The sequence below is a fragment of the Streptomyces sp. NPDC013187 genome (genome assembly GCF_042899705.1).
Classification (GTDB): Bacteria; Actinomycetota; Actinomycetes; order Streptomycetales; family Streptomycetaceae; genus Streptomyces; species Streptomyces hawaiiensis_A.
In genome coordinates this window covers 83791-110227 of sequence record NZ_JBIBAF010000005.1, presented here as the reverse complement: position 1 = coordinate 110227, position 26437 = coordinate 83791, and the positions used below count along the sequence as shown (strand labels likewise).

At 71.0% G+C, this 26437-nt stretch carries 22 protein-coding genes and 3 pseudogenes; 10 read left to right on the top strand and 15 right to left on the bottom strand.

The features are described 5' to 3' along the window. Positions 1–88: 88 nt before the first annotated feature. A complete protein-coding gene (gene panB / locus ACFY5B_RS11675) occupies positions 89–964 on the bottom strand; it encodes a 3-methyl-2-oxobutanoate hydroxymethyltransferase (protein WP_389967897.1) in 876 nt (291 codons plus the stop codon). Between the two features lie 213 nt (positions 965–1177). Here panB and ACFY5B_RS11670 point away from each other — a divergent pair, with 213 nt between their 5' ends. The 4 genes from ACFY5B_RS11670 (at position 1178) to ACFY5B_RS11655 (ending at position 6071) form a co-directional block, all read left to right on the top strand. Next, entirely contained in the window at positions 1178–2779 is a 1602-nt protein-coding gene (locus tag ACFY5B_RS11670) for an MFS transporter (RefSeq protein WP_389967896.1), read from the top strand. 67 nt (positions 2780–2846) lie between these two features. Then, positions 2847–3485 (top strand): TetR/AcrR family transcriptional regulator, encoded by a 639-nt coding sequence (locus ACFY5B_RS11665; RefSeq protein WP_389967894.1) that lies wholly within the window; start codon positions 2847–2849, stop codon positions 3483–3485. 179 nt (positions 3486–3664) lie between these two features. Then, a complete protein-coding gene (locus tag ACFY5B_RS11660) occupies positions 3665–4717 on the top strand; it encodes an endonuclease/exonuclease/phosphatase family protein (protein WP_389967892.1) in 1053 nt (350 codons plus the stop codon). Positions 4718–4853: 136 nt separating this feature from the next. After that, positions 4854–6071 (top strand): MFS transporter, encoded by a 1218-nt coding sequence (locus ACFY5B_RS11655; RefSeq protein WP_389967890.1) that lies wholly within the window; start codon positions 4854–4856, stop codon positions 6069–6071. A gap of 101 nt (positions 6072–6172) precedes the next feature. Here the strand turns inward: ACFY5B_RS11655 and ACFY5B_RS11650 are convergent, their stop codons facing one another. From ACFY5B_RS11650 to ACFY5B_RS11625, 6 genes are all read right to left on the bottom strand, one after another. Continuing rightward, positions 6173–6745, bottom strand: a complete 573-nt coding sequence (locus tag ACFY5B_RS11650) for an O-methyltransferase (RefSeq protein WP_389967888.1) — start codon at positions 6743–6745, stop codon at positions 6173–6175. 98 nt (positions 6746–6843) lie between these two features. Continuing rightward, entirely contained in the window at positions 6844–7239 is a 396-nt protein-coding gene (locus ACFY5B_RS11645) for a VOC family protein (RefSeq protein WP_389967886.1), read from the bottom strand. Positions 7240–7366: 127 nt separating this feature from the next. Then, entirely contained in the window at positions 7367–9121 is a 1755-nt protein-coding gene (locus ACFY5B_RS11640) for an NAD+ synthase (protein WP_389967884.1), read from the bottom strand. A gap of 99 nt (positions 9122–9220) precedes the next feature. After that, positions 9221–11164 (bottom strand): protease pro-enzyme activation domain-containing protein, encoded by a 1944-nt coding sequence (locus ACFY5B_RS11635; protein ID WP_389967882.1) that lies wholly within the window; start codon positions 11162–11164, stop codon positions 9221–9223. A gap of 196 nt (positions 11165–11360) precedes the next feature. Beyond that, positions 11361–11981 carry a DUF305 domain-containing protein gene (locus ACFY5B_RS11630; protein WP_389967880.1) on the bottom strand — a complete coding sequence of 207 codons (621 nt, stop codon included), beginning with the start codon at positions 11979–11981 and terminating at the stop codon, positions 11361–11363. Next, a complete protein-coding gene (locus tag ACFY5B_RS11625) occupies positions 11978–12643 on the bottom strand; it encodes a DUF3105 domain-containing protein (RefSeq protein WP_389967878.1) in 666 nt (221 codons plus the stop codon). The genes ACFY5B_RS11630 and ACFY5B_RS11625 overlap by 4 nt, the downstream gene beginning before the upstream one ends. A 215-nt stretch (positions 12644–12858) precedes the next feature. On the opposite strand from ACFY5B_RS11625, the gene ACFY5B_RS11620 reads away from it, so the two are divergent. Further along, a complete protein-coding gene (locus ACFY5B_RS11620; protein ID WP_389967876.1) occupies positions 12859–13305 on the top strand; it encodes an RrF2 family transcriptional regulator in 447 nt (148 codons plus the stop codon). Here the strand turns inward: ACFY5B_RS11620 and ACFY5B_RS11615 are convergent. Continuing rightward, positions 13302–14489: a globin domain-containing protein gene (locus tag ACFY5B_RS11615; RefSeq protein WP_389967874.1), complete on the bottom strand. Its 1188-nt coding sequence runs from the start codon at positions 14487–14489 to the stop codon at positions 13302–13304. The genes ACFY5B_RS11620 and ACFY5B_RS11615 overlap by 4 nt on opposite strands. Before the next feature lie 295 nt (positions 14490–14784). On the opposite strand from ACFY5B_RS11615, the gene glnA reads away from it, so the two are divergent. Beyond that, positions 14785–16146, top strand: a complete 1362-nt coding sequence (gene glnA / locus ACFY5B_RS11610) for a type I glutamate--ammonia ligase (protein ID WP_033312643.1) — start codon at positions 14785–14787, stop codon at positions 16144–16146. 389 nt (positions 16147–16535) lie between these two features. Here glnA and ACFY5B_RS11605 read toward each other — a convergent pair. Continuing rightward, positions 16536–16673: pseudogene (locus ACFY5B_RS11605) on the bottom strand (IS5/IS1182 family transposase); the annotation flags it as partial. A 135-nt stretch (positions 16674–16808) separates the two neighbouring features. On the opposite strand from ACFY5B_RS11605, the pseudogene ACFY5B_RS11600 reads away from it, so the two are divergent. After that, positions 16809–17003 (top strand): annotated as a pseudogene (locus tag ACFY5B_RS11600) (IS5/IS1182 family transposase); the annotation flags it as partial. Between the two features lie 32 nt (positions 17004–17035). On the opposite strand, the gene ACFY5B_RS11595 reads toward ACFY5B_RS11600, so the two are convergent. Next, a complete protein-coding gene (locus tag ACFY5B_RS11595; protein ID WP_389967872.1) occupies positions 17036–17959 on the bottom strand; it encodes an RNA polymerase sigma-70 factor in 924 nt (307 codons plus the stop codon). A 143-nt stretch (positions 17960–18102) separates the two neighbouring features. After that, complete coding sequence (locus ACFY5B_RS11590) at positions 18103–18576, bottom strand: carboxymuconolactone decarboxylase family protein (RefSeq protein WP_389967870.1); 474 nt, start codon at positions 18574–18576, stop codon at positions 18103–18105. Between the two features lie 176 nt (positions 18577–18752). On the opposite strand from ACFY5B_RS11590, the gene ACFY5B_RS11585 reads away from it, so the two are divergent. Both ACFY5B_RS11585 and ACFY5B_RS11580 read left to right on the top strand, forming a co-directional pair. After that, positions 18753–19139: a DoxX family protein gene (locus ACFY5B_RS11585; protein ID WP_389967868.1), complete on the top strand. Its 387-nt coding sequence runs from the start codon at positions 18753–18755 to the stop codon at positions 19137–19139. A 310-nt stretch (positions 19140–19449) separates the two neighbouring features. Next, positions 19450–19552: pseudogene (locus ACFY5B_RS11580) on the top strand (glutamine synthetase); the annotation flags it as partial. Between the two features lie 37 nt (positions 19553–19589). Here the strand turns inward: ACFY5B_RS11580 and ACFY5B_RS11575 are convergent. Further along, entirely contained in the window at positions 19590–20213 is a 624-nt protein-coding gene (locus ACFY5B_RS11575; protein WP_389967866.1) for a glyoxalase, read from the bottom strand. Between the two features lie 330 nt (positions 20214–20543). Continuing rightward, the gene (locus ACFY5B_RS11570) at positions 20544–20990 is read right to left on the bottom strand and encodes a VOC family protein (protein WP_389967864.1); all 447 of its coding nucleotides are present in this window, start codon (positions 20988–20990) and stop codon (positions 20544–20546) included. Positions 20991–21325: 335 nt separating this feature from the next. Here ACFY5B_RS11570 and ACFY5B_RS11565 point away from each other — a divergent pair, with 335 nt between their 5' ends. Beyond that, positions 21326–24334 carry a bifunctional [glutamine synthetase] adenylyltransferase/[glutamine synthetase]-adenylyl-L-tyrosine phosphorylase gene (locus tag ACFY5B_RS11565; protein ID WP_389967862.1) on the top strand — a complete coding sequence of 1003 codons (3009 nt, stop codon included), beginning with the start codon at positions 21326–21328 and terminating at the stop codon, positions 24332–24334. Here ACFY5B_RS11565 and ACFY5B_RS11560 read toward each other — a convergent pair. Continuing rightward, positions 24331–25224, bottom strand: a complete 894-nt coding sequence (locus ACFY5B_RS11560) for a phosphatase PAP2 family protein (protein WP_389967860.1) — start codon at positions 25222–25224, stop codon at positions 24331–24333. The two genes, ACFY5B_RS11565 and ACFY5B_RS11560, sit on opposite strands and share 4 nt — an antisense overlap. Positions 25225–25317: 93 nt before the next feature. Continuing rightward, entirely contained in the window at positions 25318–26352 is a 1035-nt protein-coding gene (locus tag ACFY5B_RS11555) for a LacI family DNA-binding transcriptional regulator (protein ID WP_361869387.1), read from the bottom strand. Positions 26353–26437: the final 85 nt, after the last annotated feature.

Here is a 26437-nt window from a genome sequence, read left to right as displayed (position 1 = left end):
CGGAGAAAGGGGACAGCCCGTCGACTGGGGGAAGATCGACGGGCTGTCCGTGGTACCGCTGTGGCTTTCTGTGACTCTCTGTGACTTCCTAGTGGACGGAGTTCTCCTCCTGCGGGAACGTTCCACCGACGACCTCGTCGGCGAACGCCTCCACCGCGTCGCCCATGACCTCACGCAGGTTGGCGTACTGCTTCACGAACTTCGGCACCCGCCCGCCGGTCAGACCGAGCATGTCGGTCCACACCAGCACCTGCGCGTCGGTCTCGGGGCCCGCCCCGATGCCGACGGTCGGGATGTGCAGCACCCGCGTCACCTCGGCGGCCAGCTCCGCGGGAACCAGCTCCAGCACCACCGCGAACGCCCCCGCGTCCTGCACGGACTTGGCGTCCCGCAGCAGCTGCTGGGCCGCCTCCTCACCCCGCCCCTGCACGCGGTAGCCCATGGCGTTGACCGACTGCGGGGTCAGCCCGATGTGGGCCATGACCGGGATGCCGGACTCGACGAGCAGCCGGATCTGTTCGTGCGACCGCTCGCCCCCCTCCAGCTTCACGGCCTGCACGCCCGCCTCCTTCACCAGCCGGGTCGCCGAGCGCAGCGCCTGCACCGGACCCTCCTGGTAGGAGCCGAAGGGCAGGTCGCCGACGATCAGGGCACGGGAGGTGCCCCGTACGACCGCCGCCGACAGCATCGTCATCTCGTCGAGAGTGACGGGTACGGTCGTCTCGTACCCGAGGTGGCAGTTGCCCGCCGAGTCGCCGACGAGCATCACCGGGATCCCGGCCTCGTCGAAGACGGACGCGGTCATGGCGTCGTACGCGGTGAGCATCGGCCACTTCTCGCCGCGCTCCTTGGCGGCGGCGATGTCGCGCACGGTGATACGGCGGGTGCCCTTGCCCCCGTACAGCGCCCTGCCGCCGTCGGCGGACTTCTTCTGAGCTGTCTGGGCAGCCGGAAGCTGCGTCATTGCACGGCTCCTAACACGTCATCTCGAGGCGCCCTGACGGCGTCCCCGGACCACGTCCATGGTGGCACCTCGTGCCATCGAGGGCTAGGGGAGCCCCTGTGAGTTCCGTCCGCGCGTCGACCGGGGGCCCGGACGCGGATGCCGCGTAAGATCCCGGTAAGAGAATTCCAATACGAGACGGTCTCGTATCGTAATGCTTCTAGGCTCGGTGCCATGACTACTCCTGCCGAACCGGCCGCCCCCACCGGCCCGCGCGTACCGGAAGCGGTGCACCGGCGCCGCTGGGCGATCCTCGGCGTGCTGATGCTGAGCCTGCTGATCGTCGTACTCGACAACTCGATCCTGAACGTCGCCATCAAGACGATCTCCACCCCGGCCCCCACCGGCCTGGGCGCCACGCAGAGCGAGCTGGAGTGGGCGATCAACGCCTACACCCTCGTCTTCGCGGGCCTGCTGTTCACCGCCGGGCTGCTCGGCGACCGGCTGGGCCGCAAGAAGGTGCTGCTCGGCGGCCTCGCCGTGTTCGGCATCGGCTCGGCGCTCGCCGCCTTCTCCGGTTCACCGGGCGAGCTGATCACCTTCCGTGCGGTGATGGGCCTGGGCGCCGCGTTCGTGATGCCCGCCACCCTCGCCGTCCTCATGAACGTCTTCGAGCGCGAGGAGCAGCCGAAGGCCATCGGCATCTGGGCGGGCGGCGTCGGACTCGCCATCGCCATCGGCCCGATCACCGGCGGCGTGCTGCTCGACCACTTCTGGTGGGGCTCGGTCTTCCTCATCAACGTGCCGATCGTGCTGCTCGCACTCGCGCTGATGCTTTGGCTGGTGCCCGACTCGCGCGACCCGAACCCCGGCCGGGTCGACCCCGTCGGCGTGGTGCTGTCCGTCGTCGGCCTGGTCCTGCTCGTCTACGGCATCATCGAGGGCGGCCAGCTCGCCGACTTCACCGACGCCACCGTGCTGTCGACCATCGGCGCCGGTCTCGCCGTACTCGTCGCGTTCGTCGTGTTCGAGAAGCGCAGCGACCATCCGTCGATAGACGTCACGTACTTCGGGGACAAGGTCTTCTCGGCCGCCATCGCCGCCATCGCGCTGGTCTTCTTCGCCCTGATGGGCGTGACCTTCTTCTCCGTCTTCTACACCCAGAGCGTGCGCGGCTACTCGCCGCTGCAGACCGGTCTGCTCATGCTGCCGCTGGCCGCCGCCCAGCTGATCTTCGCGCCGCGCGCCCGGCTGGTGGTCGACCGCATCGGCAACAAGGCCACGACCACGGCCGGTCTGCTCGTCATCGCGGCCATGCTGGCCGCCTTCGCCGCCCTGGACGCCGACACCCCCATCTGGATCCTGGAAGTGATCTTCTTCCTGATGGGCACCGGCATGGCGCACATCATGACGCCGGTCAGCGTCGTCGTCATGCAGGCGCTGCCCCGCGAGAAGGCCGGCTCCGCCTCCGCGCTCAGCAACACCTTCCGGCAGGTCGGCGGCGCCCTCGGCATCGCCGTCCTCGGCTCGGTGCTGTCCACGGCGTACCGCACGGGCATCGAGGACAAGCTCGGCGCCCTCCCCCCTGCGCTGCGGCACACCGCGGGGGAGTCCATCGAGGCCACGCTCGGCATCGCGGACAAGCTGGGCCCGCGGGGCGAGTCCCTGGTCGCCCCGGCCCACGACGCGTTCCTGCACGCCATGCACATCACCGCCCTGTGCGGCGCGGGCGTCGCCGTGCTCGGCGCGGTCGTGGTGGCGCTGTTCCTGCCGGGCAAGCCGGCGGCGGCCCAGGGGGCCGAGGAGGAACAGGAGTTGTCGCACACCAGGTCGTAGGCCTGCGGGAGAATTCACCTCCCGCGCGGCACGGAACGGCCGCCGGGTCAGGAAAGGAAGCAGCGACGTGAGCCTCGCCGAACGGCACCCCCCGCACGACGGTCCCGCGAGGGGACGTCCCAGAAGCGAGGCCGTCGAGCGCGCCATCATCGAAAGTGTGATGAAGCTCCTGGAGGAGGGCGTCCCGCTCGCGGAGCTGTCCATCGAGCGCATCGCCCGCACCGCGGGCGTCGGCAAGGCCACCATCTACCGCCGCTGGAGCGGCAAGGAGGAACTCTTCGTCGATGTCGTGCGCGCCGCCGAGCCCCAGGACCCGCCGCTCCCGGGCACCTCCATGCGCGACGACCTCGTGGTCCTGCTGGAGCAGGTGCGCCGGCGCGGCCTGGCCAACCGCTCCTCGGCGATCCTGCACAGCGTCCAGGCCCAGATGAAGAGCAGCCCGAAACTCTGGGCGGCGTACCACGCCACCGTCGTCGCCCCGCGCCGCCGGCTCGGCCTGGAGGTCCTGCGCCGAGGCCAGGAGAACGGCGAACTGCGCACGGATCTCGACCTCGAACTGCTGAACGACATATTCGTCGGCCCGATGCTCCTCCGCGCCGTGCTGCACACCGACGCCGACCTCCCCGACGACCTCGCCGACCAGGTCGTCGACACCCTCCTCGAAGGCCTACGCCCCGTCAGTTCCGGCTCCCACCGGCCCGGGTGAGTGTGCGCGTTTCGTCACAGACGGCGCTTTCGGCGGGCGGGACCGGAACTCTCCTCGGGGGCTCGGACGTCATGGCCCCCGTACGGCCGTCGAGGGACGGCGGGAACGGAACGGATCATCCCCTAGGGTCGTAAGGACACGGGGGCGATGGTGTGCACGGCAGGCAGTGAGGCGACGGTATGGCGCAGCAGGCGTACATGACGGAGACGGACAACGGCGGCTCGGGGCCCGAGCACCGGGGAGCCCGGCTTCGGCGCCTGTTCGACCGGCTGGCGGGCTCCTGGCGGGGCGACCCGCGGATCTGGCGGCGCGGACTGTTCGTCGCCGCGGGCGCGGTGGTGCTGGCCCTGGTCATGGTGCTGCACTCGCGCATCCCGAACACGATCGGCAACCTGGGCAGCCTCACCGAGACGTTCCTGCCCTGGCTGGGCCTCGTCGTCCCGGTGCTGCTCGTCCTCGCCCTGGTCCGCAGGTCCGCGACCGCGCTGATCGCGGTGCTGCTGCCGTCCGTGGTCTGGCTGAACCTCTTCGGCGGCCAGCTCAGCGACAAGACCGCGACCGGCGGCGACCTCACAGTGGTCACGCACAACGTCAACGCCGACAACCCCGACCCGGCCGGTACCGCCCGTGACGTGGCCGCCTCCGGCGCGGACGTGCTGGCCCTGGAGGAGCTGACGCCGGCCGCGGTCCCCACGTACGAGAAGGCGCTGGCGCCGACGTACCGCTACCACTCGGTGCAGGGCACGGTCGGGGTGTGGAGCAAGTACCCGCTGACCGGTGTGCGGGACGTCGACCTCGACATGGGCTGGACCCGCGCGATGCGCGCCACCGTGACCGCCCCGGCCGGACAGGTCGCGGTCTACGTCGCCCATCTGCCGTCGGTGCGCGTGAAGATGGAGGCCGGCTTCACGGCCCGGCAGCGCGACCGGAGCGCCGACTACCTCGGCGAGGCCATCGCCCGTGAACCGCTGAAGAACGTGGTCCTGCTCGGCGACCTGAACGGCACGATGAACGACCGCGCGCTCAACGCCGTCACCTCGCAGATGCGTTCCACGCAGGGCGCGGCCGGCAACGGCTTCGGCTTCAGCTGGCCCGCGTCGTTCCCGATGGCGCGCATCGACCAGATCATGGTCCGGGGCCTGAAGCCGGATAGCTCATGGACCCTTCCGCAGACGGGCAGTGACCATCTGCCGGTCGCCGCCCGTGTGAGTGTCACCACAAGCGGTTCCTGAAAACCGCTGGTCAGGACAGTTCCGTCAGAAATCCGCAACCTCGGCGACACCGCGTGGAATAGTGCGCCTGCGAGACTTTGTTCCGTACTTGAACATACGCGTACGGATCTCCAAGCAAGTCTCGAAAGGCTCCTTCATGCCCCTGGCCCTGCTCGCCCTTGCCGTGGGCGCCTTCGGCATCGGTACGACCGAGTTCGTGATGATGGGGCTGCTGCCCGACGTCGCGGACGACCTGAACATCTCGATACCCAGCGCCGGCCATCTGGTGTCGGCGTACGCGCTGGGCGTCGTCATCGGCGCCCCGCTGCTGGCCGCGGTCACCGCCAAGATGTCCCGGCGCACGGTTCTGACCGGCCTGATGGGCCTGTTCGTCGTGGGCAACGCCCTGTCGGCCCTCGCGCCGGACAACGGCTGGCTGCTGGCCGCCCGCTTTCTGAGCGGCCTGCCGCACGGTGCCTTCTTCGGCGTGGGCGCCGTCGTCGCGACGAACATGGTCGCCCCCGAACGCAAGGCCCGCTCGGTCTCGCTGATGTTCCTCGGCCTGACGGTCGCGAACGTCCTGGGCGTGCCGGTCGCCACCCTCATGGGACAGAACCTCGGCTGGAGGGCGACCTTCCTCGGCGTCAGCGCCATCGGCCTGGTGGCCATCGCAGCGCTCGCGCTCCTCATCCCGCGGGACCACGAGCACACCACCGCCAAGGGGCTGCGCGGCGAGCTCGCCGCCCTGAGCTCCCTGCCGGTCTGGCTGTCGCTCGGTACGACCGTCGCGGGCTTCGGTGCCCTCTTCTCGGCCTACAGCTACATCACGCCGATGCTCACGGACGCCGCCGGCTACGCCGACGCCAGCGTCACCCTGCTGCTGGCGCTGTTCGGCGTGGGAGCGACCGCCGGCAACCTGCTGGGCGGCCGCCTGGCCGACCACTCCCTGCGCGGCACGCTGTTCGGCTGCCTCGCCTCGCTGGTGGCGGTCCTGGCGCTGTTCCCGCTGCTGATGCGCACGGAGGCCACGGCCGCCGTCGCCGTGATCCTGCTCGGCATGGCGGCCTTCGCCACCGGCTCCCCGCTCCAGCTCATGGTCATGGAGAAGGCCTCCTCGGCCCCGTCCCTGGCCTCCTCGGCCAACCAGGCCGCCTTCAACCTGGCCAACGCCGGCGGCGCCTGGATCGGCGGCCTCGCCCTGGCCGCGGGCTTCGGCGTCACGTCCCCGGCCCTGGCCGGTGTGGCCCTCGCCGTTCTCGGACTCGCCGTGGCGTCGCTGGCCTACGCGGTGGACCGGCGCCGGGTTCCGGCCACCGGACGCGAGCGGATCGTGGCGAGCCACGTCCCGCAGGAGGCGGAACCGGTGCACAACTGACGGCTTCCGGCGCACGGCAGCCCGTGGGGCGACCCCACGGGCTGCCGTTGTTCGACAGGCGGCGGCCCAGGGGACAAGACCCACAGACCGCCGCTCGTCGTCTACCGGGACGCCCGCCGCGCCGCGACGACCGCCGAACCGGTCGGCGTGGTGAGGACCTCGGTCGCGTCCAGGTCCGGATGGGTGAGGTAGAACAGGCGCAGCTCGTCCACCGCGCCCTCGAACCGGGGCGGCCACTCGGCCGACGGGGTGAAGTCGTCCAGGACGAGAATCCCGCCGGGGGCGAGCAGCTCGACGACCCTGTGCGGATCGTCCCGCTTGCCGCCGCCGTCGCAGAAGAACACGTCGAACGGCGCGTGCCGTTCGAGCAGCCGCCAGTCCCCGGTCAGCACGCTGACGCGACTGTCGTCGGCGAACACCCCGGCCGCGCGACGGGCCAGCTCCTCGTCCCGTTCCACGGTGACGAGCCGCGCGCCCTCCCCGAGACCGCTGTGCAGCCAGGCGGTCCCCACCCCCGACCCGGTGCCGCTCTCGGCGACGATCCCGCCGGGCTTGGCGGCGGCGGCCGTCCTCAGCAGCCTGCCGACCTCCCGGATGCAGCTCTTGGTGAATCCCGCCTCGACGGCGATGCGTTCGGCGGCCAGGACACGCGCCGGAACAACGCGCTCACTCATGATCAACCCCCTCTTCGGTCGGGCCGACGCTACGTGACCACCTGTCAGTGCGTGGGCCGTAGACCGAGTTCGGCGAAACCGCCGGGCGCGCAGCCGCCCTACTCCTGCGGCTGGGTCGCGATCTGGATCAGGTTGCCGCAGGTGTCGTCGAGGACGGCCGTGGTGACAGGGCCCATGTCCAGGGGCTCCTGGGTGAAGCGGACGCCGAGGCCGCTGAGACGCTCGTACTCGGCGCGGACGTCGTCGACGGCGAACTGGGCGACCGGGATGCCGTCGGCTGCGAGCGCGTCGCGGTAGGGCTTGACGGCCGGGTGGCCGGCGGGCTCCAGCAGCAGCTCCGTGCCGCCGGGATCCTCGTGGGAGACGACGGTCAGCCAGCGGTCCGTCTCGCCCACCGGGACGTCGTACTTCTTCACGAAGCCGAGGACCTCGGTGTAGAAGCGGAGGGCTTTGGCCTGGTCGTCGACGAAGACACTGGTCAGATGGATCCTCATGGCGTGCTCCCGGGTGCAGGTCGAAGTCGGGTCCCGGCGAGCGCGGCGGTCTCCCGCACCGTGAGGCGCCGGAGACCGCCGGACTCGGGATGCCGGGCCGGTGGCCGTCCCTCCCGACCCTGGTCCGTCAGAGCGACTCCCGCCACCCGTTCGTGATCGGCAGCCGGCGGTCCTTTCCGAAGCCCTTCGGGGAGATCTTCGTGCCCGGCGGGTACTGGCGCCGCTTGTACTCGGCCGTGTCGACCATCCGCAGCGTCTTCGCGACCAGCTCCGCGTCGAAGCCGGCCGCCACGATCTCGTCCGCGCCCCGGTCCCGGTCGACGTACAGCTCCAGGAGCGCGTCCAGCACCGGGTAGTCGGGCAGCGAGTCCGTGTCCACCTGGCCCGGGCGCAGTTCCGCGCTCGGGGGCTTGGAGATCGAGTTCTCCGGGATCGGCGGGGTCTGGCCACGCTCCCGGGCGGCCCGGTTGCGCCACTCGGCGAGGCGGAAGACCGACGTCTTGTACACATCCTTGATCGGGCCGTACGCCCCGACGGAGTCGCCGTAGAGCGTCGAGTAGCCGACCGCCAGCTCCGACTTGTTGCCAGGGGCCAGGACGATGTGGCCCTCCTGGTTGGAGATCGCCATGAGCAGCGTGCCGCGCAGGCGCGACTGGAGGTTCTCCTCGGCCAGACCCGTCAGGCCCAGTGCGCCCATGTACGCGTCGAACATCGGCTCGATGGCCACGGTCCGGTAGTTCAGGCCTGTGCGACGGGCCAGTTCGGCCGCGTCGTCCTTGGAGTGGTCCGAGGAGTACTTCGAGGGCATCGACACGCCGTACACGTTCCGCGCGCCCACCGCGTCGCACGCGATCGCCGCGACCAGCGCCGAGTCGATACCGCCGGACAGGCCGATCAGGACCGACGAGAAGCCGTTCTTCGCGACGTACGCCCGCAGGCCCACGACCAGCGCCGAGTAGACCTCCTCGTCGTCGTCCAGGCGGTCCGCGTAACCCCCCGTGAGCTCGGGCTCGTACGCGGGCAGCGGCTCCTCCGAGAGCACCACGCGGTCGATGCGCAGACCGTCGTCGACCACGCCCGTGGGGGCGTCGGGAGACGCCGCCGGCAGGTCGAGGTCCAGGACCACACAGCCCTCGGAGAACTGCGGGGCGCGCGCCACGACCTCGCCGTCCTTGTCGACCACGATCGAGTCGCCGTCGAACACCAGCTCGTCCTGGCCGCCGATCATGGCCAGGTACGCCGTGGTGCAGCCGGCCTCCTGGGCCCGCTTGCGGACCAGCTCCAGGCGCGTGTCGTCCTTGTTGCGCTCATAGGGGGAGGCGTTGATGGACACCAGCAGGCCGGCCTGCGCCGAACGGGCGGCGGGGACGCGGCCGCCGTCCTGCCAGAGGTCCTCGCAGATGGCCAGGGCGACGTCCACGCCGTGCACCCGGAGGATGGGCATGCTGTCGCCGGGCACGAAGTAGCGGAACTCGTCGAAGACGCCGTAGTTCGGCAGGTGGTGCTTGGCGAAGTTCAGCACCACCTCACCGCGGTGGAGCACCGCCCCGGCGTTCTGCGGCGCGCCGGCCGGCTGTCCGTACTTCGGCTGGGCGGTCGCGCTGCGGTCGAGGTAGCCGACGATCACCGGCAGCTCTCCGAAACCCTCCTCGGCCAGGCGCGCGGCGAGAGCGCGCAGCGCCACCCGGGAGGCCTCGACGAAGGACGACCTGAGCGCCAGGTCCTCGACGGGATACCCGGTCAGCACCATCTCCGGGAACGCGACGAGATGCGCTCCCTGTTCGGCGGAGTGCCGGGTCCAGCGGACGATCGACTCGGTGTTACCGGCGAGGTCGCCCACGCCGGCGTCGATCTGGTTCAGGGCGAGACGTAGTTGAGGCACGCCGTCCAGTGTAATCGTCAGAGCGACACAATGGGGTGGTGTGGGTCACCCCACACCACCCCATGTCCCCTTGCGGAGGTCGGCGGAGGCCGACGGAGGTCAGCGAAGCCGGTACGACTCGACGTAGCCGTTCGCGGGGGAGCCCACGCCGGTGACGTCGTCGTAACCCTTCACGGCCGCGAGCGAGCTGTCCTTGCCGAGGCTGCGCACGGACGTGGACAGACCGCCGGTGGCGTCGTAGCCGTTCACGAAGTCGACCCGGGCGACGGCGAGGCCGGAGCCCGTCGGGTCGTCGGTGACGTCGTGGTAGGCCTTGGAGCCGGCCTTGGCGTAGATCGCCGGGTTGGCGAAACCGATCGCCTTGCCGCCGCGGGCCTCCTGCGCCAGGGCCTGGATGGCCGCGATCGTCGGGGCCGCGAGCGAGGTGCCGCCGATGCGGTACTCGCTGTACGCCTGCGTCTTGCCGTCGGGCGAGGTCTGCGTCTGCCCGACCAGGAAGCCGGTGTTCGGGTCGGCGATCGCCGCGATGTCCGGGACGACCCGGTTGCCGCCCGCGCTGTTGGCCTTCGCCAGCGCGTCCGGCACCACGCCCTGCTGGTAGGAGGGCTCGGCGACGGTCTTGCTGGTGCCGCCGCCCGCGCCGGAGGTGAAGGCGCCGGGGAAGTCGGTCCAGCTCTTGCCGTCGGCCGACAGGTTCGCCTTGTCGGTGCCCCAGCCGGTCTCCCAGAGGTACGCGTCGTTCTTGCCGACGGCCAGCGAGGTGCCGCCGACGGCGGTCACCCACGCCGAGTCGGCCGGGGAGTCGACCTGCTTCGTCCCGGAGCTCGCGACCTCGTCGCCGTCGTCGCCGGAGGAGAAGTAGAAGCCGATGCCCTCGACCGCGCCCAGCTGGAAGACCTGGTCGTAGGCGGCCGCGAGGTCGGGGGTCTGCGCGGCCTCGACCTCGCCCCAGGAGTTGGAGACGATGTCGGCCAGGTGCTTGTCGACGACCTTGCCGAGCGCGTCGAGCAGGTCGTCGTCCATGCAGGAGGCGGCGCCGACGTAGGTGACGTCCGCGGCCGGTGCGACCGCGTGCACGGCTTCGACGTCCAGGGTCTCCTCGCCGTACCAGCCGGAGGCCGAGCAGTCCTTCGTGTTCGTGTACTTCTTCGGCAGGGCCTGGTGCAGCTGGCCCGTCTTCCACGCCGCGTCGCCGTTGCGCTTGGCGTAGGTGCCGGCGTCGTAGGCGATCGTCGGGGAGGCGTACGCGTCCGTGATGGCGACCCGGACACCCTTGCCGGTGCGCGTGCCCGCGCCGTAGGCGGCCCGCAGCTGCTTGCCCGTGTAGCCCTTGATCACGTACGGGATCTTCTTGCCGTACGCGCTCGGGAGCGTGCTCGCGGTATTGGAGCCGTAGTAGGAGGAGAACGGCCCGGCGTTGCGGAACACGGTGTCCGGCGGCGGCAGTTGATCGTCGTGCGTGGCCATGTGCGGCGCGTTGTCCAGCCCGGTCACGGTCAGGACGGCGTCGGCCAGGCTCTGCGGCACGGAGGCGGTGCTCGCCGGGGCGCGGTAGGTCTTGGAGCCCTTGGCGAAGTTGTGCAGCCGGGTACCGAACGCCTTCTCGACGGCGGCCGCGTCACCGCTGACGGAGACGTAGTGCCGCGTGACGCCGGTGACCTTCAGGCCGGCGGCGGTCAGCCAGGACTTCACGGCCGCCACCTGGGCCGGGGTCGCGCCGAAGCGGGCCTGCGCCTGCTTGGCCGTCAGGTACTTGCCGTACGAGGCCGAGCCCGGGTCGGAGACGGCCTTCGCGTAGGCGGCGAGGCCGGCGGCGTCCTTGCCGGCGAGGTAGACCCGGGCCGAGACCCGGGTGGCGTCGGAGGTGGCGCCCTTGTCCGCCTTGGCCGTGGCCCACGCGGGCCGGGTCCCGGCCAGCAGGTCGCGGAGCGGGTGGTCGGCGGCGTGGGCCGCGGGTATGCCGAGCGCCAGCGCACCGGCGAGCATCGGCAGTGTCGCCGCCAAGCTCACCCCGGCGCGCACCGTGGCGCGATTGGATCTCATGGAACCCCCTGTGCGGTTCGTCGCGAGTGGATCACTCGACGGTCGCCACTCTCGCGATGAACCGTTCATGCCAGGGAATGGCGCAGCCCAAGAACCGCCCTACGCAGGCCAAGAACCGCCCTACGCAGGCCAAGAAGAGCCCAAGAAGCAGCCGGGCGGGGCGATTTGAGGCTTACGCGCCCCGCCCCCGGTGCCCCTACGGGCGCGGCGCCGCGCCGCGTTCCTTGAGCATGTCGGCCATCAGGGAGATCTCCGACTGCTGCGCGTCCACCATGCCCTGGGCCAGCCGCTTCTCCACGCCGACCTGGCACCTGGCCACACAGCCCTCGGCCATGTGGACGCCGCCCTTGTGATGGTCCGTCATCAGCTGGAGGTAGAAGACCTCCGCCTGCTTCCCGCTGAGCTCGCCGAGCTTCTTCATCTCGGAGTTGGTCGCCATGCCCGGCATCAGGGCGCCGTCCTTGCCGGAGGCCATGCCGCCCATGTCCATCCAGGTCATCGGCGGCTCGGAGGACACCTTGGGCAGAGCCCACAGATCCAGCCAGCCCAGCATCATGCCGCGCTGGTTGGCCTGCGTCTGCGCGATGTCGTACGCGAGCCGCCGGACCTCCTCGTCCTTCGTGCGGTCGCGCACGATGTACGACATCTCCACGGCCTGCTGGTGGTGCACGGCCATGTCCCGCGCGAACCCGGCGTCCGCGGACTCGGCGGACGGCGTCCTGCCGCCGCCGTCGTCCCCGGCGACGGCGTAGGTGATCGCACCGGCGGCGACGAGCGCCGCCGTCGCGGCACCGGCGATCAGGCCGGCATGCCTCACTTGGACAGCCCGTTCGTGCAGGCGGCCCCCGGCTCGGGGGTCTGCTCGCCCTGGACGAACTTCTCGAAGAACTTGTCCACGTTCGGGTCGCTCGCGCCCGTCACCGTGCGCTGGTGACCCCACGCCGAGAGCATGATCGGGTCCTTCTGGTCGTCCATCGGGCTCATCAGGGTGTACGGCGTCTTCTTCACCTTCGCCGCGAGCGCGTCGACATCGGCCTTCTTCGCGTCGGCGTTGTACGTCACCCACACCGCGCCGTGCTCCAGCGAGTGCACGGCGTTGGTGTTCTTCAGCGGCTCGGTGTAGACGTCGCCGTTGCAGTTCATCCAGACCGGGTTGTGATCGCCGCCGACCGGCGGTTCGGAGGCGTACTTCACGGCCTTGGTGACGTGGTTGCGGGACAGCTTCCCCTCCCACGTCCGCACGCCGTCCTCGCCCGTCACGAACTTGCCCTTGCCCGAGGAGTCGCTCGCCGCGACGTCACTGCCCTTGTCGTCCTGGGACCGCACCAGCACGACGCCGCCGACCACGAGTCCGGCCACGACCACCACACTGGCCGCGATGGTGAGGAGCCGGTTGCGGCGCTCACGGGCCTGCTCGGCGCGCCGCATCTCCTCTATTCGCGCCTTGCGTGCCGTGTTGCTCTTGTTGGCGGAGCCCATGAGGTGTCCTTCGTGGGAAAAGTGACGGTCGGGTGGAGTGATCGTAGTGGGGGAGACGGGACGCCTCGTAGAGCAGCCGCCGGAATGGGCCGAATCGATACGGCACCGACAGCCGCCCGACAGCTTCACCGGTCCCGGCCGGGCTCCGGCCCGAGGATCCGCTCGCGGATTCCCGATAATTTGAACCGTAGATTCCCATTACCTACGCTGCCCGCATGCGGCTGCTGCGCTCCACCGACCTCGCCCTGCGGGTGCTGATGCGGCTCGCCGTGGCGGGCGGATCGAGTCCGACGACCCGGGACGTCGCGGGCGGTATGGACGTGCCGTACACCCACCTGGCGAAGGTCGTCGCCGAGCTCCAGCACATGGGCCTGCTTCAGGCCCGCCGCGGCCGGGGCGGCGGCCTCACCCTCACCGAGCAGGGCCGTACGGCCTCGGTCGGCGCCGTGGTCCGCGCCTTCGAGGGCAGCGGTGACGTGGTCGACTGCGAGGGCCCCACGCCCTGCCCCCTCAACGCCGCCTGCCGCCTGCGCGGCGCCCTGCGCCGGGCCCAGGAGGCGTTCTTCACCTCACTGGACCCGCTCACGGTGGAGGACATCGTCGCGGAGCCGACCGGGACGCTGCTGCTGGGTATCTCGCGGGGCGCCGACCCCAGGCCCTAGGCCTCGGCCCCGAGCCACAGGTCCGGGCCGAACACCTCGTAGTGGATGTCCGCGGGGGCCACGCCCTTGGCGAGCAGCTGGGTCCGCACCGCCCGCATGAACGGGAGCGGACCGCACAGGTACGCGCGCGTGCCCGGGGCGAGCGTCATGCCGGTGAGGTCGACCAGCCCGGAGTGCGTGCCCGAGGGAGCGTCCTGCTCGTACCAGAGGTGGACTGCCACGTCGGGCAGTTTGGCGGCGTAGGCCTGGTGGTCGTCGCGCAGGGCGTGGCCGGCGGGGGAGCGGTCGGCGTGCACGACGGTGACCGGGCCGCGGTGCCCCGAGTCGGCGAGGTGCGCCAGCATCGCCGCCATCGGGGTCACGCCGATGCCCGCCGAGGCCAGCAGCAGCGGCGTGTCGGGGCCGCCGTCCAGGACCAGGTCGCCGTACGGCTCGGACAGCTCCAGGAGGTCACCCACCCGCACGCGCGCGTGCAGGTGGTTCGAGACCTCGCCGTCGGGAGCGCCGGCCTCGCGCACGCGCTTCACGCTGATCTGCCGCAGGCCGGGGCCGGGCGCCCCGGACAGGCTGTACTGCCGTATCTGCCGGGCGCCGTCCACGAGGGCGACGCGGACGGAGACGTACTGGCCCGCGAGGAAGTCCCGCACCGGACCGCCGTCGGCCGGCCGCAGCCGGAACGTGGCGACGTCGTCGGTCTCGGCGACCCGTTCGACGACCTCCCAGGACCGCCAGGTGTGTCCGCCGCGCTCCTCGCGCAGCCGCCGTTCCACGGCGATCAGGGCGTTCGCCATCAGCCAGTAGACCTCGTCCCAGGCGGCGGCGACCTCGGGCGTGACGGCGTCGCCGAGCACCTCGGAGATGGCGGCGAACAGGTGCTCGTGGACGATTCCGTACTGCTCCGGCGTGACACCGAGTGAGGCGTGCTTGTGGGCGATGCGCCGCAGCATCGCGTCGGGCCGCTGCTCCGGACGGTCCAGCAGGTGCGTCGCGAAGGCGGCGACGGAACCGGCCAGCGCCTGTCGCTGGGTGCCGGAGGCCTGGTTGCCCCGGTTGAACAGGTCCCGCAGCAGCTCCGGGTGGGCCGCGAACAGCCCGGCGTAGAAGCGCTCGGTGATCGTGCCGAGGGCGGCCCCGACGGCGGGGAGCGTGGCACGGACGGTGGCGGCGGACTGTTCGGACAGCATCAGGCCTCCTCAAGGCTCGGCTGCGCGCACGCTATTTAAAGTTGCATATGAGATGCAAATTAAGCGCGAGGAGCGACGAAGGGAACCGGCCGTTACGGATGCCGGTGCGAGCAGGCACTATGGGCGGAAGAGCAGTTCACCTGCCGTACGCGAGGCGTTCGACCCCGGATCAGCCGGGCGATCATGGTCCGCAACGCGTACGAAATGGTGGTGTGGTGGGATGCTCAGGTGCCCGACCGCCTCCCGTGGTACGGAAGAGAAGGCGGCCTGACCAGCAAGGATGGGGAAGCGGAAGATGGACAAGCAGCAGGAGTTCGTGCTCCGGACGTTGGAGGAGCGCGACATCCGGTTCGTACGCCTGTGGTTCACGGACGTGCTGGGCTTCCTCAAGTCCGTCGCCGTGGCCCCGGCCGAACTGGAGCAGGCCTTCGACGAGGGCATCGGCTTCGACGGCTCCGCGATCGAGGGCTTCGCCCGGGTCTACGAGTCCGACATGATCGCCAAGCCGGACCCGTCGACCTTCCAGATCCTGCCCTGGCGGGCGGAGGCCCCGGGCACGGCCCGCATGTTCTGCGACATCCTCATGCCGGACGGCTCCCCGTCCTTCGCCGACCCGCGCTACGTGCTCAAGCGCGCCCTCGCCCGCACCTCCGACCTGGGCTTCACCTTCTACACCCACCCGGAGATCGAGTTCTTCCTGCTGAAGGACCGCCCGCTGGACGGCTCCCGCCCCACTCCGGCCGACAACTCCGGTTACTTCGACCACACCCCGACCAACGTCGGCATGGACTTCCGCCGCCAGGCCATCACCATGCTGGAGTCGATGGGCATCTCGGTGGAGTTCTCCCACCACGAGGGCGCGCCGGGCCAGCAGGAGATCGACCTCCGCTACGCCGACGCGCTGTCCACGGCCGACAACGTCATGACGTTCCGCCTCGTCATGAAGCAGGTGGCCCTGGAGCAGGGCGTGCACGCGACGTTCATGCCGAAGCCGTTCTCGGAGCACCCGGGCTCCGGCATGCACACCCACCTCTCCCTCTTCGAGGGCGACCGCAACGCGTTCTACGAGTCGGGCTCGGAGTACCAGCTCTCCAAGGTCGGCCGCTCCTTCATCGCGGGCCTGCTGCGGCACGCGGCGGAGATCTCCGCGGTCACCAACCAATGGGTCAACTCCTACAAGCGCATCTGGGGCGGCGCGGAGCGCACCGCGGGCGCGGGCGGCGAGGCCCCCTCGTACATCTGCTGGGGCCACAACAACCGCTCGGCGCTGGTCCGCGTCCCCATGTACAAGCCCGGCAAGACGGGCTCGGCCCGGGTCGAGGTCCGCTCCCTCGACTCCGGTGCCAACCCCTACCTCGCCTACGCGCTGCTGCTGGCCGCCGGCCTCAAGGGCATCGAGGAGGGCTACGAGCTCCCGCCGGGCGCCGAGGACGACGTCTGGGCCCTCTCCGACGCGGAGCGCCGCGCGATGGGCATCGAGCCGCTCCCGCAGAACCTCGGCGAGGCCCTGACCCTGATGGAACGCAGCGACCTCGTCGCCGAGACCCTCGGCGAGCACGTCTTCGACTTCTTCCTGCGCAACAAGCGGCAGGAGTGGGAGGAGTACCGGTCCGAGGTGACCGCGTTCGAGCTGCGGAAGAATCTGCCGGCGCTGTAGGGGCAGGTCAGAGCACGTTTCCCGCTGATCGAGTGAGTGAGGCTGGCGGTCACGGACCGTCGGCCTCGCCGCGTCTCACTGACTCCGGGCCGTCCGGCGCCGCATCGGCGCCCTCGTAGAGACTGTCCACGGCTTTTCGGGCCCGTGTGTCGCTACTCGGCATGAGGTGCGTTTAGACCCGGAGCGTGAATCCCGGATCGTTGTGTCCGAGGTCGTGGCTCAGGGCCTTTATGCTCTCGCCGGCGTCCAGCAGCATGCCGTGTTCGCAGGCAGGCTGGTGACGGCTCTCCTGGCTTCGGCGCGACCCCAGCGGCCACGAGAGCAGGCTTCCTCACGCGGTCGTTGAAAGCGGTACGCCAAACCGCGTCCGCGCCGTCGAGGCAGGTGAACAGCACGGCCCTCACCACGTCGGTGATTCGGTTGGTGCTGGAGCGGGGCTTCCGCAGGAGACGCCAGCCCTTGAGGGTGGCCACGGCCCGCTCGCCCAGGCAGCGGATCTTGGCATGGATGGTGTTGTGGCAGCGCTTTGTGTTGGCTACCGGGTTCCCGTCGTCGGATTCACTTCTGTTCCAGGGAGGACTGTGAGGGTCTGGGGGCAGCTGCTGCCGAGCGCCAAATCTGCTTTGGTGGTGGCTCGCGACCCGTCGCTCACGATTCTGCTCGATTCCGGCGCGAAGGACGCCGTCGGGAAGACCGTGACGATCGCCGACGGCGGCTACCGCGGAACGGGACTGGTCATCCCTCACGCCCGCATGAAGACCTGGAAGATCTTGCGTGACTGCCGTCTCCGCGGCGACGGCGTGCACCACGCGATGCGCGGCATCGCCCGCCTGCACAACCTCGACGTCACCGGATAGGCGAACGAGCCGGCCCACGGCCGGTCCCGGGGTCACTTCATCTGCCGGCGGGCTTGTTTCACCTCGCCGTCGATGGCCCAGGCGTCGGCCACCGGTCCGAGGTGGCCGAGCTTGTCGGGGTTGATCACCGAGCGGATGGTCTGGATCTGCCCGTCGAGCACGTCGAGGGCCAGGGCATGGAGGACCTTGCTGTCCCTGTCCCGGAAAATGGCGCCGGGCTGGCCGTTGACCTCGTGCGGCTCGAACGTCACGTCGATCCGGGCCAGCAGCGGGAAAACGGAGGCCAGCAGCCGGGCCACGTTCTCGGCGCCGATGACGGCCCTGGCCAGCTGCGGGGCCTTGCCGCCGCCGTCCCCGACCATCTGCACGTCGGCGGCCAGCAGATCCCGCAGGCCGGCGACATCGCCTTCGCGGAGGGCGTCGAAGAACCGCGTCGCCAGCTCCTGCCGCTCCTGACGGTCCGCTTCGAACCGCGGCCGCCCGGCCTCCATGTGCCGCCGCGCCCGTACCAGCAGCTGCCGGCACGCCGCCTCCGAACGCCCCACCGCCGAGGCGACGTCGTCGAACCCGAAACCGAACACCTCCCGCAGCACGAACACCGACCGCTCCAGCGGGCTCAGCCGCTCCAGAAGCAGCAGCGCCGCCATCGACACCGAGTCGGCCAGCTCCGCCGAGCGCGCCGGATCCTGATACGGATCACTCAGCAGTGGCTCGGGGAACCACGGGCCCACGTACTCCTCCCGCCGCACCCGCGCGGAGCGCAGCACGTCGATCGAGATCCGTGTCACCGTGGCGGACAGAAACGCCTTGACCGACGTGGGAAGGGTCGTCGAGCCATCGAAGCGCAGCCATGTCTCCTGCACCGCGTCCTCGGCCTCGCTCACGCTGCCCAGAATCCGGTAAGCGATCGAGAAAAGCAGTGGCCGCAGCTCCTCGAACTCGTCGACCTTGTTCACGCCGCATCCCCCTTGAGGTCTTCCCGCCCGGCCGTATCTCCCGGCGCGGGCCAGTTCTGGTGATCTTGCGGTCCGTCAACGGGGCTGTGCAACACCCCCGCGCCCGGGGTGACAGTGCCCCGGGCGGCTCATCGATGGCCAAATCAGTGGAACTGCCCGACCTCGTAGTCGCCGGCCGGCTGCTGGGCGATGATGTTCAGCCGGTTCGCCGTGTTCATGAAAGAGACCAGGACCACCAGGGCGGTGAGCTGCTCCTCGTCGAAGTGCTTCGCGGCACGCGCCCAGACCTCGTCGCTGACCCCGCCGGCCGCGTCCGCGACCCGGGTCCCCTGCTCCGCCAGCTCCAGCGCGGCACGCTCGGCCTCTGTGAAGACCGTGGCCTCCCGCCACGCCGTCACGAGGTTCAGCCGCACCGGGTTCTCGCCGGCCGCGGCGGCCTCCTTGGTGTGCATGTCGATGCAGACGGCGCAGCCGTTGATCTGGCTCACGCGCAGGGCCACGAGTTCCTGTGTCGCGGCCGCCAGTGGCGAGTCCTTGAGCGTCTTGCCTGCCGACATGAGGTGCTTGAGGGCTTTTGCGGCGGTCGGGCTGGCGAAGTAGTTCAGTCGCGCGTCCATGGTGTGCTCCTCCGTGCTCGTCGGTGGCTACACCCCCTGGGACGAGACAGCCCAACGCCCTGTGACACGGACGCGTGTGATCCACGTCTCCCCGAAATCGGATGTTCGGAGATGTCACATGCGGGGGCGCTGTCTCGTCCCAGGGGAAGCAGGTAATCCTCGATCAAGGAGCTGCTGTGAACCTCGCACTCTGGATCATCGCCGGACTGATGGCCGCCGTCTGCCTGACCGGCAGCTCCAAAATGTTCGTGCCCAAGGAGAAGCTGGCCGCCATGGGCGGCACCGCCACCCGATGGGTCGAGGACTTCAGCCCCGGTGCCCTCAAAATCATCGGCGCCATCGAGCTCCTGGCCGCGGCGGGCCTGATACTGCCCGCCGCACTCGACATCGCACCGGTCCTGGTACCGCTGGCCGCCACCGGACTGGTGCTGCTGTTCGCCGGCGCGCTGACCATGCGCCTCCGCCGTGGCGAGAGAGTCACGATCGCGGGCGACCTGGTCTACCTCGCCCTGGCCCTCTTCCTGGCGTGGGGCCGTTTCGGCCCCGAGTCCTTCACCGGCTGACCACCCAGGTCGGCGTGAGCCGGTTGCCGAAGGCGCGCGGGCTCACCACGGTGCACGGACTCCAGCACGGCTCCGGTGTCGTGATCACACCAACCACAATCCGAGATGTCGCAATCAAGATCACTTGCGGGACAGCCCTTAGGACAGTAGCGCGCGCTGCGCAGGCTGTAATGTGCCGTTCCCAGAGCCGGGCCGTCTGTCGGCTGTCGAGGGGCGGCCCCAAGGTGACCAATCACCACCACTAACGACCCCGCGGCAGCAGCCGGCGCGGCATCGACGTCTATCGCGCGAGATCGCTCCCGTCCGGCTCCACTTCGTGCACTTCTTCCTGCACCGCGAACGGCGGGAGTGGGGCGGAGTACCGCTCGGAGGTCACGGCGTTCGAGCTGCGGAAGAACCTTCCGGCGCTGTAGGCCCGTCGGCCGACGTCGGAGAACACGCCGGCACCGCTCACACCGACGCGTTCTCCGACGCCGTCGTCCAGGCGAAACCGTCCGGGTCGGTGAAGGGCCCGGCGTCGGCGGTGATCGTGAGGCGGTGGGAGCCGGTGCCGTCGGGGGAGACGCCGGCGACCTTGGCGAGGCCGCGGCGCTTGTACAGGGCCAGCTTGACGGGGCCGTCGGCGGCGAACTCGACGTACTTGGAGCCGAAGCTCTTGCCCACGGCCAGGCCGTGATCGACGTAGAACTGCTTGCTGGCCTTCACGTCCTCCACGCCGAGCAGCAGCACGAAGTCGTCGACCCGCCCGGTCGCCGGGCCGGTGTTCTTCTTCGACGACGAGGCGAGCTGCCAGATCGTCCCGTCCGGGGCCTGCACGACGCCGCCGTAGCCCCACAGCGACTTGGCGGCGGGCTTCAGTGTCGTCGCCCCGGCCCGCACGGCCGCCTCGACGAGCGCGTCCACGTCGGCCGGCTGGGGGACCACGAGCGACAGCGTGAACCCACGGAAGCCGGAGGTCGGTGCCTCCGACGCCCGCAGGCGCAGCCGCTCGCCCAGACCGAAGGCGGCGGAGTAGAAGCGGTCGGCGGCGGCGAGGTCGGCCACCTCGAGGGTGACGGATGCGATGGAAGTCATGACAACGACGCTAAGCGCGCCCCACGAGACGCGCTTCTCGATTCCTGACCGGGTTCTCCGAGCCCTCAGGCCCGCCTGCCTCGGCCTCAGGCCCGCTTCCGCTTCAGCCCCAGGCCCGCTTCCGCTTCAGCCCTGCCTCCGCTTCGGACCTGCCTAGGCCTCAGCCTTGCCTCCGCTTCAAGCCCGCCTCCGCTTCAGGCCTGCTTCCGCTTCAGCCCTGCCTCGGCCTCAGCCCTGCCTCCGCTTCAAGCCCGCCTCCGCTTCAGCCCTGCCTCGGCCTCAGCCCTGCCTCCGCTTCAAGCCCGCCTCCGCTTCAGGCCCGCCTCCGCTTCAGGCCTGCTTCCGCTTCAGGTCGGCCAGCAGCTGGTGCAGCGGCTCCGTGGCCCGGCGCCGGTACTCCTGCACCGCCCACCCGTTGCCGTCCGGGTCCTGGAAGTGCATGAACGTGGCGCCGTCGTCCGGGGAGTACTGCACCGGCTCCGATACGTCGAGGCCGCGGCCGACCAGCTCCGCGTGGGCCGCCTTGATGTCGGCGACGCACAGCTGCAGGCCCTGGTAGGAGCCCGGAGCCGGGGTCGGGCCGGGCGTCATCTGCCAGATCGACTCGCCCAGGGCGATCGAGCAGCCGGAACCCGGAGGAGTCAGCTGGACGATCCGCATCCCGGGCATGACCTCCTGGTCGATGTCCACGTGGAAGCCGACCTTGTCCCGGTAGAAGTCCCGGGCCCGGTCGACGTCGGACACGGGCAGCGGGATGACTTCGAGGGTGATGTCCACGGCATGACTCCTTCGTCCGGCCTCATGAGAGCCGCTCACCGGGTCCGGCCTGAAGCCGGCTGAACGGCTCCCCTCACCGAAGCCGAAAACGCCGGGCGGCGCCACCGAGTGGACGGCCACCGGACCCGTGCCGTGGCGGAAATGGTCTTCACGTCCCGCGGAACGCCACCAACGGCCGTACCGCGCCTCACCCGCACGGCCGGTCCGCCTGGCCACGCGCGCACCCCGTCCGCCTGCCGAACTCCCCGGCGCTTCCCCCGGCCTGTGCGGTTAGGCTCAAAGCGGTACGACCTTGATCCGACCCATGTCCGAGGAACAGTGCGAGGGAGGCCCGGATGACGGCGGTGCCGGGGCGCAGGAGCAGCACCTTCACACGGCTGCTGCGGCACGGCTTCACCGACGCGTCCGCCGCCGAACGGCTCCTGGACAGCCCCGAGCTCGCGCCCCTGCGCGACGACCCGGTCCTGCTGGAGGCGCTGGGCGCCACCGCCGACCCCGATCTCGCCCTGCTCGGACTCGTCCGGCTGCTGGAGGCCCAGCACGGCCCCGGCGCCCGCCGGGAACTGCTCGACACGCTGATCTCCTCCAAGCCGCTGCGCGACCGCCTCCTCGGTGTCCTCGGCGCCTCCACGGCCCTGGCCGACCACCTCACCCGGCACCCGGACGACTGGCAGGCACTCGTCATGTACGAGGCGTACGACCTGCACCCCGGGGTGGAGGAGTTCGAGGCCGGCCTCGCCGAGGCCACCGACCCGGTCTCCCTGCGCGTCGCCTACCGGCGCTGCCTGCTGTCCATCGCCGCCCGGGACGTCTGCGGCACGACCGGCGTCGCCGAATCGGCCGCAGAGCTGGCCGACCTCGCCACCGCCACGCTGCGTGCCGCCCTCGGGATCGCCGAGGCGGCCGCGCCCGACGACGCCGCCCTGTGCCGCCTCGCGGTGATCGCCATGGGCAAGTGCGGCGGCCACGAGCTGAACTACGTCTCGGACGTGGACGTCATCTTCGTCGGGGAGGCCACCGAGGGAGCCGACGAGACCAAGGCCGTACGCGCCGCGACCCGGCTCGCCTCGCACATGATGCGGATCTGCTCCGAGACCACCGTCGAGGGCTCCATCTGGCCGGTCGACGCCAACCTCCGGCCCGAGGGCCGCAACGGCCCCCTCGTGCGGACCGTGTCCAGCCACCTCGCCTACTACCAGCGCTGGGCGAAGACCTGGGAGTTCCAGGCGCTGCTCAAGGCCCGCCCGGTGGCCGGCGACCTCGACCTCGGCGCGGAGTACGTGGCCGCCGTCCAGCCCCTGGTCTGGAAGGCCGCCGAGCGCGAGAACTTCGTGCCCGACGTGCAGAAGATGCGCCGCCGGGTCGTGGAGAACATCCCCGTCGGCGAGGTCGACCGCCAGCTGAAGCTGGGGCCGGGCGGCCTCAGGGACGTCGAGTTCGCCGTGCAGCTGCTCCAGCTGGTGCACGGCCGGGCCGACACCTCCCTGCGCAGCGGCACGACCCTGGACGCGCTCGCGGCCCTCGCCGCCGGCGGCTACGTCGGCCGGTCCGACGCGGCCCAGCTCGACGAGGCCTACCGCTTCCTGCGCTCCATGGAGCACCGCATCCAGCTGTTCCGGCTGCGCCGCACCCACCTCGTCCCCGAGGACGAGGCCGAGCTGCGCCGCATCGGCCGCTCCCTCGGCCTGCGCACGGACCCGGTCGCCGACCTGCACCGCGAGTGGCGGCGGCACGCGGGTGTCGTACGCCGTCTGCACGAAAAGCTCTTCTACCGGCCGCTGCTCGACGCGGTCGCCCAGCTCGCGACCGGCGAGGCCCGGCTGAGCACCGAGGCGGCCCGGGAACGCATGGTCGCCCTCGGCTACGCCGACCCCGCCTCCGCCCTGCGCCACCTGGAGGCGCTGGCCTCCGGCGTCACCCGCAAGGCCGCCATCCAGCGCACCCTGCTCCCCGTGCTGCTCGGCTGGTTCGCCGACTCCGCCGACCCGGACGCGGGCCTGCTGGGCTTCCGCAAGGTCTCGGACGCGCTCGGCAAGACCCCCTGGTACCTGCGGCTGCTGCGGGACGAGGGCGCCGCCGCGCAGAACCTCGCCCGGGTGCTGTCCGCCGGCCGGCTCGCGCCCGACCTGCTGATGCGCGCCCCGGAGGCGGTCGCGCTGCTCGGCGACGGGGACGGCGGCGGTCTGGAACCCCGATCGCGCGCCCATCTGGAGCAGGAGATACTCGCCGCCGTGCGCCGGGCCGACGGCGCCGCCCAGGCCGTCACGGCGGCCCGCGGGGTGCGCCGCCGCGAGCTGTTCCGCACGGCCGCCGCCGACATCGTCGGCTCCTACGGCACCGAGGAGCAGCCCGCCGAGGCCGACCAGGGCGCCCTGGTGGACCGGGTCGGCGGCGCGGTGTCGGACCTGACCGCCGCGACCCTGGCCGGCACGCTCCGCGCGGTCGTGCGCGACGGCTGGGGCGACGAGCTGCCCACCCGGTTCGCGATCATCGGCATGGGCCGGTTCGGCGGCCACGAGCTGGGCTACGGCTCCGACGCGGACGTGCTGTTCGTACACGAACCGCGCGACGGCGTCGACGAGCGGGAAGCCTCCCAGGCGGCCAACAAGGTCGTCTCCGAGATGCGCCGCCTCCTGCAGATCCCCAGCGCCGACCCGCCCCTGCTCATCGACGCCGACCTGCGTCCGGAGGGCAAGTCGGGCCCGCTGGTCCGCACCCTCACCTCGTACGAGGCGTACTACCGCCGGTGGGCCCTGACCTGGGAGTCGCACGCGCTGCTGCGGGCCGAGCCCGTCGCCGGCGACGAGGACCTGGGCCGTCGCTTCATCGAGCTGATCGACCCGCTGCGCTACCCGGCGGACGGGCTCTCCGACGAGGCCGTGCGCGAGATCCGACGCCTCAAGGCCCGCATGGAGTCCGAGCGGCTGCCGCGCGGCGCCGACCCCAAGCTGCACGCCAAGCTCGGGCCGGGCGGCCTGTCCGACGTGGAGTGGACCGTGCAGCTCATGCAACTGCGGCACGGCTCGACGCAGCCGGCCCTGCGCACCACCCGCACCCGCGAGGCCCTGGCCGCCGCCCGCACCGCCGGGCTCATCACGGACCAGGACGCGGCGATCCTCGACGAGGCCTGGGTCCTCGCGACCCGCGTCCGCAACGCGGTGATGCTGGTCCGCGGCCGGGCCGGCGACACGTTCCCGACCGAACCCCGGGAACTGGCCGCCGTGGGCAGGTACCTGGGCCACGGCCCGGGCCACGCGGGCGACATGCTGGACGCGTACCGCCGCACGGCACGCCGGGCGCGCGGTGTGGTGGAGGAACTGTTCTACGGCGTCGCCGAGCGCTAGGGACGCCCACTCCGGACGCCCTGGGGCCGTACCGCAGCCGAGGACCGTGACCCGCCGCGCCTGCGCTTTGGCGCCACCCTCGGCAGCGCGTACGGCTGCCTCCCGTACCAGAGCCGCGCGACCGTGAACCCGAAGGCCAGGCACAGCAGGCCGCCGACCGCATCAAGCCAGAAGTGGTTGGCCGTCGCGACGATGACCACCAGCGTCAGCGCCGGGTACAGCAGGCCCAGCAGCCGCACCCAGGGGACCGACGCCAGGGCGAAGATCGTCAACCCGCACCACACGGACCAGCCGATGTGCATCGACGGCATCGCGGCGTACTGGTTGGACATGTGTTTCAGATCGCCCGACGCCATCGAACCCCAGGTCTGGTGGACCATGACCGTGTCGATGAAGTCGCCGCCGTTCATCAGCCGCGGGGGCGCCAGCGGATACAGGTAGTAGCCGACCAGGGCGACGGCGGTGGTCGCGAACAGCACCAGACGGGTCGCCGCGTACCGTCCGGGATGGCGACGGTACAGCCACACCAGCACACCCAGCGTGACGATGAAGTGCAGCGTCGCGTAGTAGTAGTTCATCCCGACGATGAGCCAATGGACCGAGTCCGCCGCTTGGTTGACCGACTCCTCCACGGCGATGCCGAGATGGTGCTCGGCCCGCCAGATCCAGTCGGCGTTGTGCAGCGCCTCGGCCTTCTGCTCGGGCACGGCGTTGCGGACGAGCGAGTACGTCCAGTAACTCACCGCGATCAGCAGGATCTCGAACCAGAACCGGGGCCGGTGCGGGGTGCGCAGCCGGCGCAGCGGGCGACTACGCCCCGGATCGGCCGCAACGGGCTCCGGGAGGGCCGCTTCCAGGCCCTCCGGCTTCGTTACGGTCGTTTCACCCATAGGCGCAGAGTCTGCCAGAAAAGGACTTCTCCACCGATCATCCCGCGGCCCCGCCCGGGCCGCATGTCCTACGTCGGCATCAGGCCGCGTACCTCAGGAACGACCGCGTTCCCCGGGGGCCGAAGCGGTCGAACCGCGCACCACCAGTTCCGGCATGAACACGAACTCGCTGTGCGGCGCGGGCGTCCCGCCGATCTCCTCGAGCAGGGTGCGCACGGCCGCCTGGCCCATGGCCGGGACCGGCTTGCGGATCGTGGTGAGGGGCGGGTCGGTGAAGGCGATCAGCGGGGAGTCGTCGAAGCCCACCACGGAGACGTCCTTCGGCACGTCCAGACCGAGCTGCCGGGCCGCCCGGATCGCGCCCAGCGCCATCATGTCGCTGGCGCACACCACGGCCGTGCAGTTCCGGTCGATCAACGCCGTGGCCGCCGCCTGACCACCCTCAAGGGTGTACAGGGAGTGCTGCACCAGCTCCGACTCGACGGTCTCGGCGCGCAGCCCCAACTGGTCCTGCATCGTGCGCACGAACCCCTCGATCTTGCGCTGCACCGGCACGAACCGCTTGGGCCCGAGGGCCAGGCCGATCCTGGTGTGCCCGAGGGACACCAGGTGCGTGACCGCGAGGCTCATCGCCGCCCGGTCGTCGGGGGAGATGAACGGCGCCTGCACCTTCGGCGAGAAACCGTCGACCAGCACGTAGGGCACGCCCTGGGCGCGCAGCCGGTCGTAGCGCTGCATGTCGGCGGTGGTGTCGGCGTGCAGTCCGGAGACGTAGATGATGCCGGCGACCCCCCGGTCGACGAGCATCTCGGTCAGCTCGTCCTCGGTCGAGCCGCCCGGGGTCTGGGTGGCCAGCACCGGCGTGTAGCCCTGCCGCGTCAGCGCCTGGCCGATGACCTGCGCCAGGGCCGGGAAGATCGGGTTCTCCAGCTCCGGGGTGATCAGCCCGACCAGCCCCTCGCTGCGCTGGCGCAGGCGCACCGGGCGTTCGTAGCCCAGTACGTCGAGAGCGGCCAGCACGGACTGGCGGGTGGTGGCGGCGACGCCCGGCTTCCCGTTGAGGACGCGGCTGACGGTCGCTTCGCTCACCCCCGCCTGCAACGCGATGTCGGCAAGCCGTGTGGTCACAGCACCGGACTGTAGCGGCCGGTGTTCGCCTTGCACACCGACGGGACGCCTGGTGCGCGCCGTCGCGCGGCCCGCTGCGGGTGGC